At 44.4% G+C, this 12,474-nt stretch carries 5 protein-coding genes; all 5 read left to right on the top strand.

Going from position 1 to position 12,474, the window contains the following annotated elements:
• Genes AC4CV5_RS16800 through AC4CV5_RS16780 form a run of 5 tightly spaced genes read left to right on the top strand, consistent with a single transcriptional unit; the run spans window position 1 to window position 12,473 of the window.
• On the top strand, window positions 1–855 hold the full coding sequence (locus tag AC4CV5_RS16800; protein ID WP_490923328.1) for a 3-hydroxyacyl-CoA dehydrogenase family protein: 855 nt from the start codon (window positions 1–3) through the stop codon (window positions 853–855).
• 15 nt (window positions 856–870) lie between these two features.
• Window positions 871–1,932: an HAD-IIIC family phosphatase gene (locus tag AC4CV5_RS16795; RefSeq protein ID WP_490923327.1), complete on the top strand. Its 1,062-nt coding sequence runs from the start codon at window positions 871–873 to the stop codon at window positions 1,930–1,932.
• A gap of 25 nt (window positions 1,933–1,957) precedes the next feature.
• A complete protein-coding gene (locus tag AC4CV5_RS16790) occupies window positions 1,958–2,227 on the top strand; it encodes an acyl carrier protein (RefSeq protein WP_003240117.1) in 270 nt (89 codons plus the stop codon).
• Window positions 2,214–3,356, top strand: a complete 1,143-nt coding sequence (locus AC4CV5_RS16785; protein WP_490923326.1) for an acyl-CoA dehydrogenase family protein — start codon at window positions 2,214–2,216, stop codon at window positions 3,354–3,356. Before AC4CV5_RS16790 ends, AC4CV5_RS16785 begins: the two co-directional genes overlap by 14 nt.
• Window positions 3,357–3,377: 21 nt before the next feature.
• On the top strand, window positions 3,378–12,473 hold the full coding sequence (locus tag AC4CV5_RS16780; protein WP_490923325.1) for an amino acid adenylation domain-containing protein: 9,096 nt from the start codon (window positions 3,378–3,380) through the stop codon (window positions 12,471–12,473).
• Window position 12,474: the final 1 nt, after the last annotated feature.

The following is a 12,474-nucleotide window of genomic DNA, read 5'->3' as shown; positions in this document are numbered from 1 at the left end:
ATGGATTTCAGAACTGCCGGTGTTATCGGAGGGGGCGTCATGGGGGCCGATATGGCTCTTGATTTATCTGCGAATGGGTATCAAGTGATTTTGCTGGATATCAGTGATGAAAAACTGAAAGCCGCAGAGGAAAATATTAAAAAGACATTCAGGCTTGTTCAACTGATGCGTAAAGAAAAATTCAGCATGTCACTGGAAGATGTGCTTGATAACATTCAATTCACGACTGAGCCGCACAATGTGGAGCCGGCTGATATCATCATTGAAAACGTAACAGAAGATTGGGAGATAAAAAGACAAGTATATTTACAATTAAAGGATATCTGCCAAGAGCATACCATCTACCTTGTAAATACAAGCTGTATCTCAATTACGAAGGTCGGTTCACTGATGCATCGTCCGGAAAAGGTAATTGGAGCACATTTTATGAATCCTGTTCCTCTGAAAGAACTTGTAGAGGTGATTCGGGGCGATGCCACTTCTGACGAGACTGTCGATGCAACCGTCGAGTTTTTGAAATCTTTCGACAAAAATCCTGTCGTTGTTCATGATTTGCCTGGCTTTGTGTCAAATCGTGTGTTAATGCTGACCATTAATGAAAGCATTTGGACGGTTCAAGATCAAGTGGCGACACCAGCCAATGTGGATAAAATCTTCCGCGGCGGGTTCGGGCATAAAATGGGCCCTCTCGCGACTGCGGATTTAATTGGTCTTGATACGATCCTTAACTCCTTGCTGGTTCTATATGAAAGCTACAAAGATTCAAAGTTCAGGCCATGTCCGCTGCTCGTGAAAATGGTAGACGCAGGAAAGTTAGGGAGAAAGTCAGGACAAGGATTCTTTCAATACAGTTAAAGGAGGAGCAGACCATTGAAAAAGGGAGTTAAGTGTGTTGTCTGGGATTTAGATCATACGCTATGGGATGGTATTCTGCTTGAATCTGATGATGTAAAGCTGAAGGACAATATCATAGAAATTTTGACTGAGCTTGATGAACGCGGCATATTGCTGTCTGTCGCAAGCAGAAATGACGAAGCTGCTGTTATGGAAAAATTAAAGGAATTTGGAATAGACCATTTCTTTTTATATCCGGAAATCAGCTGGAATGCCAAATCGGTTTCTTTGGAAAAAATTAGCAAAAACCTCAATATCCATAAGGATACGCTTCTCTTTATTGACGACCAAGCGTTTGAAAGGGAAGAAGTGAAAAATGCCCATCCGGAGATTTCGTGCTGGGATGCCGTTCGGTATAAGGATCTAATCGTCGATCCTTTGCTGAAGCCTGCATTCGTAACGGAGGATGCCAAAAGACGCCGGCAGATGTATCTGGAGGATGACCGCAGAAAAGAGGACGAAGAGCAGTTTGAAGGACCGTCCGAACAATTTCTTGCCACTCTGAATATGAAGTTTACGATCAGCCATGCGCAAGAAAGCGATTTGCAGCGGGCAGAAGAGCTTACGGTGCGTACAAACCAGCTGAATGCAAGCGGAAAAACATATGATTATCAGGAATTAAATTATTTCCGAGAGTCAGATTCTCATATGCTGCTGGTCTGCGAGCTTGAGGACAAGTACGGCTCTTATGGAAAGATCGGACTCTCTTTAATAGAAAAAAAGGGAGATGAATGGCATATTAATCTTCTTTTAATGTCATGCCGGGTTATGTCCCGCGGTGTCGGTACGATTTTACTGACAGCTATTTTAAATGAAGCGAAACAAAAAAGGAAAAAACTGTTCGCTGATTTTAAACAAACAGATCGGAACAGAGTCATGTATATCACATATAAATTTGCCAATTTCAAAGAACATACGAAGGGCCCGGACGGCTTCATCTTATTTGAAAATGACTTGAGCCGTATCCAGCCGTATCCTGCGTATGTCGAGGTCAAAACGGAATTCAGCCAATCACCTGTTGCGGGAAGCAGCAATTAATCTAAATAGCGGGGAGAGCAAATAGATGAATCTTCATGAACAAATTAGAGAATATATTGAACAAAATTTGGTGGTCTTTGACGATGAAATCGAATTAACCAATGATGATCACATTTTTGAAATGGGATTTGTGAATTCTTTATTTGCGATGAAGCTTGTAACATTTCTTGAGCAAAACTTTGGGTTTCAGCTTGATAACGAAGATTTAGATATTGCTAACTTCAGCACAGTAAACCGAATCGTCAGCCTAATTGAAAAGAAACAGAACGGAGCGCTTGCTAATGAAAACAGCTGAGAAGAAAGCCGACATCATTCAAGATTTCCGGGGTTACTGTGACGAAAAAGTCAGACCTTTTGCAGGCGAGTTTGATGAGAAGGAATGCATCCCGGCAGAATTAATAAAAGAGTTAGGGAGCAAATCTTATTTTGCTGCGGGTATTCCGGAGGTCTATCACGGATTAGGATTGAACCCTGTCGAGTACGGTTTGTTTACTGAACAAGCAGGTAAAGCGTGCTGTAATATTCGAACCCTTTTGACTGTGAATTCGTTAGTCGGTGAATCTCTGTTGCGGTACGGTACAGAGCGCCAAAAAGAAGAATGGCTTGTCCCCATCGGAAAAGGAGAGAAAATCGGAGCGTTTGCATTGTCTGAACCAAACATTGGTTCAGACGCAAACCACATTGAAACAACATATACAAAAAACGGAAGCTGCTATGTCATCAACGGCAGAAAAAAATGGATTTCCTTTGGCGCCATTGCTGACTTTTTTCTGGTTATAGCCCGTGATGGAGAAGTGGTTACAGCCTTTATTGTAGACAGCCGCCAGAGCGGCGTAACGGTAAAAAAAATGGAAGGCATGATGGCCAATAGAGCTTCTTATCTTGCGGAAATAGAGTTTGACAGCGTTGAGGTTTCTGATGACCAGATACTAGGGCCAATCGGGGGCGGTTTTAATTACATCGTTAATTTGGCTTTGGATCATGGCAGATACAGTGTAGCGTGGGCCGGATTGGCGATTGCACAGGAAGCCGTCGATTCTTTAGTAACATACTCACGGAAGAGAAGCCAATTCGGAGAGAAGCTCTACAAACATCAAATGATTAAAGGAATGATCGGTGATGCTGTAACACAGCTGCATGCAGCCCGCGCCTTATGTATGAAAGCCGGCGAAATGCGGATGAAACAAGATCCAGAGGCCGTGACGGAAACGTCTATCGCGAAATATTTCACTTCAAAGGTTGCTGTTGAAATTACCAATTCAAATGTACAGATCCATGGAGGAAGCGGCTTCAGCAGAGATCATTCAGCTGCCCGCCTGTACAGAGAAGCCAAAGTATTGGAGATCATTGAAGGAACATCTCAAATTCAGCAGCAAGTTATAGCGAATTATGGATTGAGACGATATTTTGTCAAACATATATAGGCAGAGGATGGAGAGGATTCTGTGAGTGAGCAAATGAATAAAATAGATAAAAATAACATAGCCAACATTCTCGGACTGACAACCATTCAGGAAGGTCTGCTTTTTCATCATTTAATGGAGCCGGAAGGTAATGCTTATTTTGAACAAATGCTGATAAAACTGGAGAGCGAACCAGCCCGCGATCTTTTTGAAAAAGCATGGCAGCAAACGGTTCGGCAAAATGAAATGCTGCGGACGGTGTTTAGGTGGAAGGAAACAGCTAAGCCCATTCAAGTTATATTAAAGCATCATAAAATAGATATCCGTTATCAGAGCATCTCGTTCGAGAAAGGCATTTCTCAGGAAAAGCTGAAGGAGGAGCTTGCAACGCGTGATCGGAAAGAGCCGTTTCAGCTTCAAGAAGTACCTTTTCGTGTCACACTTTATCAAATAGAAGAAAACGGGATCTGGATGATGATCAGCTTTCATCATATCCTGATGGACGGCTGGAGCATGGGGATTGTCCTCAAAGAGTGGATGGAGTCATATCAAGCGTTATCCATGGGTCAAACACCTGTTATTTCTCAAAAACCGTCATATCAAGCATTTGTGAAATGGCAGCAGGAACAGCAGCGTAAAACAAAAGACAGTCAGGCGTCATTTTGGAAAGGGTTATTGAAAGACTGGGAGCCTGTGCAATTGCTGCCGAATACAGAAAGACCAGGGAAGCGAAATGCTATTTTTTCTAAACATGAAATACAGCTTCCGGTTTCAGAAGGAAAAGCTCTGCGCTCACTCGCTTCTGAACGGCAAGTTACGCTTGCTTCAATTCTATATAGTGTCTGGGGTCTGCTGCTAAAAAAATATTCTGATCAAGAAGAAGTGGTATTCGGGACAACCGTGTCAGGAAGAAGCGCCGATGTACCGGGAATAGAACAAATGACGGGGCTGTTTATTAATACCATTCCGCTTCGTCTTCGCTTTGCGCCTCAATCCACGCCTTTAGATGTGATTCAGCTTGCACATGAGCAGATTGCCAAAAGAAGTGAATATGAACATACACCGCTGTCTGATTTAAAAACATATGCGGGGCTGACAGCTGAGCAGTCATTATTTGACACGATTGTCGTGATTGAAAATTATCCGCTTGATCAGATGCTTAAGTCAAACAGTCTTCCTCTTTCAATCGAAAAATATGACATGTTTGAGCAAACTGAGTTTGATTTGACATTGAGTGTACAAGCTTTTGATGAACATATCCATTTTTCATTTATATACAATCCTGGTGTCATGTCTGCTCTTCAAGTGAAGCAGCTGGGGGGTCATTTTCTCAACCTGTTATCGGAAGTGATTGAGAATCCGGCAGACAGATCGGTGCACCCCTTGAATATGCTTTCCGAAGATGAGGTGCATTATCAGCTTGAAGAGTTTTGCAATTATAAAGGTTTGACCGGCAACGAACATCAAACTGTCATTGATTTGTTTGAACGGCAGACAGAAAAGACGCCGGACGCTCTTGCTGTGGAGTTTCGCTCGGAATCCCTGACCTATGATCAATTAAATAAAAAAGTGAATCAGCTCGCCCGCTTTTTAGAAAGTCAGGGAGTCAAACCTGCACAAAGAGTCGGTATTTTAACAGAACATTCAATTGAAATGGTGATCGCTTGTCTCGCTGTATTAAAAGCGGGTGGTGCTTATGTTCCGGTTGATCCCGATTATCCTGCGGAAAGAATTGAATATCTTCTTCAGGACAGCGGGATAAACCTGCTGCTGACAGAGGATATTGAGGGGCTGGTTTACTCATACGATGGTGTGAAAATAGATATTACCGATCAGAGCCTTTATCAAGGAAACGACAGCAATCTGGTGAAACATTACGGTCCGCAGGATATTGCGTATTGCATATATACCTCTGGAACAACAGGCAGGCCAAAAGGGGTGCTTGTTAAGCATCTTGGTCTTGAAAATTATATTTCCTGGGCCGCCGAGCAATATGTAAGGGGTGATAAAAGAGATTTTGCCCTTTATACGTCTCTATCTTTTGATTTAACAGTAACTTCTATCTTTACCCCGCTTATAACCGGAAACGCAATTATTGTGTACCAGGATAGAAACAAGCAGCTTCTTGTGGAACAAATTCTGAAAGATAATCGAGCCCACGTTATGAAGTTAACGCCGTCCCATCTTCATTTCATTTCCGGGACGCCGTTTCGTGACAGTGTGATGAAGTGCCTGATACTGGGGGGAGAGCAATTAGAAACCTCTCTTGCGGCGAAAATTGAAGAGAACTTCGATGGGGAAATTGAAATTTTTAACGAATACGGCCCGACGGAAACGGTAGTCGGCTGCATGATTCACCGCTACTCATCTGAAAGGGATAAAGATCTGTATGTGCCGATCGGCCGGCCTGCAGCACATACTGATATATACATTCTTGATTCACATATGAATCTGCTGCCACAAGGAGCAGCGGGAGAACTATATATTGCCGGAAAAGGAGTAGCAGAAGGCTACTTAGGCCGGAGGGAACTGACGGCAGAGCGATTTGTGGCGCATCCTTTTAAACCCGGAGAAAAAATGTATAAAACAGGGGACGCAGCCCGCTTTTTACCGGATGGAACCATTCAGTTTTTAGGCAGAAATGATGACCAAATCAAACTTAGGGGCTATCGGATTGAGAGCGGGGAGATTGAACACTGGCTCTGCCGGTACGGGCGTATAAAAGGGGCGGCCGCTGTCGTGAAAAAGGACGCGTCCCAGACACCGTGCCTGGCTGCTTATCTTTTCACTGATGAGACGATTGATGAAAAGCAGCTGCGTGAATACTTGCGTCGTCATTTGCCGGAATATATGCTTCCATCCCGATTTATTGTGATGGATGAGATGCCGCTGACGGCCAATGGAAAACTGGATAAAAAAGCACTGCCGGAGCTTGCTGCAGAGACAAAACGAAAGGCACTTGCGGCAGCACCCGCTTCTGAAACAGAAAAGATGGTGCTGGAGATTTGGAAACGTGTACTTGGTCAAGACAGCATCGATGTTCAGGATAAATTTTTTGAAATCGGCGGCACTTCCCTGCATTTGATCCAAGTCAATCAGCAGCTTTCTAAGGAAACGGGAAAAAGTATTCCGATGGTTGAGATGTTCCGCCGACCAACAGTTCAGATGCTTGCAGAATTCTTATCAGGTCATGAGGAAAAGCAATCAAAAAAGAAAACACCATTCATATCAAAGCGGAAGGATCCTTTAGATGACAGCATCGCCATCATCGGGATGGCCGGGCGTTTCCCTGGAGCTAAAAACATAGATGAATTTTGGCATAACCTGCAAAATGGCAAGGAATCCATCTCTTTTTTCACTGATGAAGAGCTGTTTGCGGCAGGCATTGATGAACAAACATTTACGAGAAATGATTATGTAAGGGCGAAAGGAATCATCGACGGTCCCGATTTATTTGATGCCTCCTTCTTCGGCTATTCACCTGGACAGGCGGAGGTCATGGACCCGCAAATCCGTCTTCTTCATGAATATGTATGGAAAACGCTGGAGGATGCAGGGTGTGTTTCAGCTGAATATGAAGGGAAAATCGGTTTGTTTACAGGAACAACCTCAAACTTTCAATGGCTCCAGCATTTCGCTGACTCATTAGACGGCAGGATGTCAGAGCTGTTTGAAATCGGCTCTTTAAATGATACCTATACGATCAGCACGCGGGTTGCTCATAAACTTAATTTAAAAGGTCCAGCCATTACCCTGCAGACAGCTTGTTCAACCTCCTTGGTCGCGCTGCATTTGGCTTGCAAATCAGTGCTGAATGGAGAATCTGATATGGCTCTCGCAGGCGGTGTGTCCATTCTCCATCCGGTTAAGTCAGGCTACATCTATCAAGAGAATATGGTGAAATCGCCAGACGGCCATTGCCGAGCCTTTGATAAAGACGCGAAAGGCACTGTAGGAGGCGATGGTGTCGGATTTGTCGCAGTGAAATCGTTGAGCCGCGCTTTGGCTGACGGCGATAGGATCTATGCGGTTGTAAAAGGATCTGCTGTTAACAATGATGGTGACCAAAAGGTAGGCTTCAATGCGCCGAGTGTGGAAGGCCAGACAGAGGTTATAAGAGATGCGATTGCCGACGCGGGGATTGAACCGGAAACCATCAGCTATGTGGAAACCCACGGGACAGGCACAGCTCTCGGAGATCCAATTGAAATTGAAGCCTTAACTAAAGCGTTTCAAACAAATAAGACCGCGTTTTGCCGGATTGGTTCCGTAAAAACGAATATCGGACACCTTGATGCTGCTGCCGGAGCGGCGGGTCTCATTAAAACAGTTCTCTCTCTGCAGCATCAACAACTTGTGCCTAGTCTTCATTTTAAAGAAGCGAATCCGAATATTGATTTTCAAAACAGTCCTTTCCTAGTGAATGACAAGCTCCGAGTGTGGAAGAGAACAAATACCCCAAGACGAGCAGGCGTGAGCTCATTCGGTATGGGCGGCACCAATGCCCATGTGATTCTGGAGGAAGCGCCTGTCAGTGACCGTGAGAAACATTCGCGTTCGTATCAGCTGTTTCCTCTTTCAGCAAAAACGATGAATGCTTTAGAAAAAACGAAAGACCTTTTGCTCGAACATATGGAAAGGAACTCAGAGCTTAATGCAGCAGACGCCGCTTATACGCTGCAGGCTGGAAGACAGCACTTTGATTATAGGCAAATGTTTGTGGCAAAGGACAGACAGGATGTCATCCGCCTGCTTTCCGAGAAGAAGGACAGAGGACTCAGCCGAATGTCCCGGATTCAGGAAAAAAAGGAGAAAAAATTGATCTTCATGTTCTCGGGCCAAGGCAGTCAATATGTGAACATGGGCAGGGATTTGTACACGGAGGAGCCGTTTTTCAAAGAGACGATGGATCACTGTTTTCAAGAATTTTATGAAGCGACCGGTGAGAGGCTAGAGGATATTCTATACCCTGACCAGCAGGATGAAGACGCTGCCGCGATAAAGCTTCAAGAGACGAAATATGCCCAGCCGGCTATTTTTATGCTGGAATATGCGCTGTCACTTTTGCTGATGAAGTGGGGGCTGCGGCCATGGGCTATGATCGGCTACAGCTTCGGCGAATTAACGGCTGCTGCGGTATCGGGAGTGTTTACGCTAAGTGATGCCATCAAGCTAATCAGCTTACGTGGACAAGCGATGCACGAAGCGCCGTCAGGCATCATGCTAAGCGTGCCAATACCAGAGGAAGAACTGAAAGCGATTCTCCCTGATTGCATTTCGTTGGCTGTTGTTAATGACGCTTCTTGCATTGTGTCGGGGCTTGAGTCTGACATTTCCGCATTTGAAGAACAGTTAAAAGCCAAAAAAGTGCTTTGTATGAGAGTAAAAGGTTCAATTGCTGCTCACTCGCACGTCATGGCTTCCGCCGCTGAACGATTTGGAAATACGGCTAAGCGCATTTCTTATCAAAAACCGGATGTTCCTTTCTTTTCGAATTTAACGGGAGACTGGATAGCGGATGAAGAAGCTGCGGACTATGACTATTGGAAGCGGCACATGACTGAGACTGTTCGCTTTGCCGAGGGTATTGGCGTGTTAACGAAGCAAGAAGATGCTATTTTTATCGAAATCGGCCCGGGGCAAGATTTAAGTGTGCTGGTGAAGAGATCGATTAACGATGAGCTGCGCCAGTATGCTTGCAATGTGCTGAAACACAGCAGACAGAGTATGTCAGATGTCCAATTTTTACTCAGCAGAATTGGCGCGCTGTGGATGTATGGCGCGGACATTGATTGGCGCGGGCTGCACGAGGGCAGACATCCTGAAAAGATTACTATGCCGCAATATCCTTTTGAAAAGGAATCCTTCTGGCACAAACGGAAACATACTGCCAGCGGAAAAGGCAAAAAACATTCAGGAGGAAAGCTTCCGCTTCAGGAGTGGTTTTATTTGCCGCAATGGGAAAAAGAAATCCTGCCGATTTCCCGCGGGATTGAAGCGACGGAACAACGTTTGCTTGTCTTCATGGAGGATAGCGATTTTTCCCATAAGCTTATTCAGGGGCTGCAATCCACCTGTGCTTCTTGTGTCATTGTTAAAAAAGGGCATAACTTTCAGCAGGTTGAAAAAGGAGTGTACACACTCCGCCCAGACTCTGCGGAAGATTACTGCCGTCTTTTTGAAGTGTTGGAGAAGGAAAAGATTCAGTACAGCCGGATTTTGCACCTCTGGGGGCTGGCAGAGAAAGATGAAACCGCTGCTGCCGAGTGGATTGAGCAGATGCAAAACGAATCCTATTACTCTTTGCTTTACTTAGGGCAAGCATTGAAAAAGAAAGAAACAAAGCAGGAAATCTCGATCTTTGTGTTATCGTCCCTTACGTATCAGCTTGGCGGAGAAGACATGCTGTATCCAGAGAAAGCCGTACATCTGGGGCCGAGTATGGTCATATCTCAGGAAACACCGTTTCTTCGCTATCGAGTGATTGATATAGACAGGCAGAAAGAAGATTCCTGGAAAGAAGACAAGCTGCTGGGACTCATCAGATCAGAGCTGATGACCGAATCAGGCAATCTCTTAACGGTTTACAGAAGTAATAAAAGGTACACCAGGAATTTTACTCACAAAGCCGTGCCTGCAGAATCATCGCAGGGGCACCTTCGTCCCGGAGGCGTATATATTCTGATTGGCGGGCTGGGCTTCATCGGTTTACATGCTGCAAAAACCATTGCAGAGAAAACAAAAGGAAAACTTATTCTGACAAGCCGTTCCGGCCTACCGCCGCGGAGTGAATGGGAGTCCTTAATCAGCACGCATGCTCAGGATGATCCAACCGTTAAAAAAATAAAATCAATATATGAGATAGAAAAAACAGGCGCAGAAGTCACTGCTGTTGCTGCGGATGCAAGCTGTGAAGCGGATATGTCTGAACTGGTTCATGTGGCTGAACGTAAGTACGGCTCCATTCATGGTGTAATTTATGCAGCTGGAATAACAGGCGAACAATCATTCAGGATGATGGAACAAACGGATAAAAGTTTTACGAATGCTCACTTTCAAGCAAAAATGACGGGTGTTGCGGTATTAGAAAAAGTGTTGGCCGATCGACCGCTTGATTTCTGCTTTTTGATTTCGTCCTTGTCTCCGATATTGGGAGGACTTGGATTTACCGCCTATACTGCGGTTAACCAGTTTGTTGATGCCTTTGTATATAAACATAATGCGCAGCATCCTGTTCAGTGGACAGCCCTAAATTTAGACGGCTGGGAATTTGAAGACGGCAAAAAACCGGATATTCCAGTCGGAGGGGATTTAGAAAATACCCTGATTCGTGCGCATGAGGGCAGAGAGGTTTTCGAGAAAATTTTCACATTTGATCATATGGATCAGATTGTAGTGTCTGCCACGGATCTGCAGGAGAGGATACAAAAATATGTGAATCGTCTGCAGCAGCCTAACGGTGAAGAGCAAGAGGACGTTTCGCTGTACGGGCGGCCAGAACTTACCGCTGAATATGTTGAACCAGTAACTGATATGGAGAAAGAACTCCTTGTTCATTGGCAGTCATTTTTCAAGATTGATCAAATTGGCATAGACGATGATTTCTTTGAGATGGGCGGGGATTCGTTAAAGGCGATTACTTTCATTTCCATTATTCATCAAGCATTCAATGTGGAAATTGCGCTGCCGGATTTCTTTAACATTCCGACGATCAGGCAGATGGCCGAATTTATCAGCCAAGCCGACAAGAAGATTTACAGAAAGATAGAAAAAGCTAAAAAACGGGATTATTATCCGTTGTCCTCAGCGCAAAAACGGCTTTATCTTGTTCAGCTGTTAGATCAAACGAGCACTGGCTACAATGAGTTCACTGCCGGCCGGATTGCAGGAAAGCTTGATATGCAAAGGCTTGAGAATGTGTTCCGGCAATTGATTAATCGTCACGAGAGTTTAAGAACATCCTTTAAAGCAATAGACGGTGTTCCTATGCAGTGCATAGCTGAGCAGGCGGAATTTCATGCCGACTTTTTTGATCTATCAAATGTAGCAGGCCAGGAAGGGCAAAACCAAAAAGAACAAGAAGTCATCATCAGCTTTTTAAAGCCGTTCCAGCTTGATCAGGCTCCTTTGATGAGAGCTGGTGTTATTAAGAACTCTGAAAACGAGTATATTCTGATGCTCGATATGCATCATATTATTTCTGACGGTTTATCTCAGGATATCTTGGTCAGCGAGTTTATGGATCTGTATGACGGCAAAGAGCTTGCACCGCTTGAACTGCAATATAAGGATTTCTCAGAATGGCAGAATCAGATGCTTCAGTCTGATGACCTGAATGAGGTGAAAACATATTGGTTGAAACGGCTTGACGACTTTCGTGAGCTTCGGCTGCCGGCTGATTACCAGAGACCCGATGTCAAAAGCTTTGCCGGCGCCCACTATCGTTTTTATATAAGCAAAAAAGAGCTTGAGGCGTTTAAATCCATTATGGCCGATGAAGATGCCACGCTTTTTATGGGACTTTTATCAATCTATCAAATCCTGCTGCACAAGCTCACTGGACAGTCCGACATTGTAGTCGGCGTTCCGGTCGCAGGGAGAAGACAGGAGGAACTGCAGCGGATCATCGGTATATTCGTTAATATGCTTCCGCTTCGGTTTTATCCGAAAAAAGAGATGACGTTTACTCAATTTCTGCACCATGTCAAGCAGCTGGTGATTGATGACTTTGATCATCAAGATTATCAGTATGAACATATGGTTCAAGATTTGAAGTTAGATAGGACGTTAAATAGAAATCATATTTTTGATACCGTTTTTGCTCTGCAGAATCTAAGCCAGCCTGCTTTAGAGGTAGACGGGATCACACTAACCGACTATGAATATGAAACAGCGGTTTCCCGGTTTGATTTGCTTTGGATCGCTTCAGAAGACGAAAACGGTTTATCTTCTGTCATTGAATACAGCACTGAGCTGTTTACAAGAGAAACGATTGAAAGCGTTGCGAAAGGGATTAAAATGGTGCTGTCAGCCGTGATTGATTGTAAGCAAACCGCTCTCAAGGATATTGACCTGACTTCAGGCATCAATGATTTAGAAAAGGTATCGTTGCTGGAACTAGACGATCTGAAAATCTAGC

The sequence above is a fragment of the Bacillus sp. NS1 genome (assembly GCF_058248265.1).
Note: the sequence above shows the minus strand (reverse complement) of the source record. Positions and strands in the feature narration are given on the sequence as shown.

Excerpts from the sequence above, each read along its gene's own strand:
- AC4CV5_RS16790 (WP_003240117.1), top strand. The coding sequence starts at position 1,958 with ATGAATCTTCATGAACAAATTAGAGAATATATTGAACAAAATTTGGTG.
- AC4CV5_RS16785 (WP_490923326.1), top strand. The coding sequence starts at position 2,214 with ATGAAAACAGCTGAGAAGAAAGCCGACATCATTCAAGATTTCCGGGGT.
- AC4CV5_RS16800 (WP_490923328.1), top strand. The coding sequence starts at position 1 with ATGGATTTCAGAACTGCCGGTGTTATCGGAGGGGGCGTCATGGGGGCC.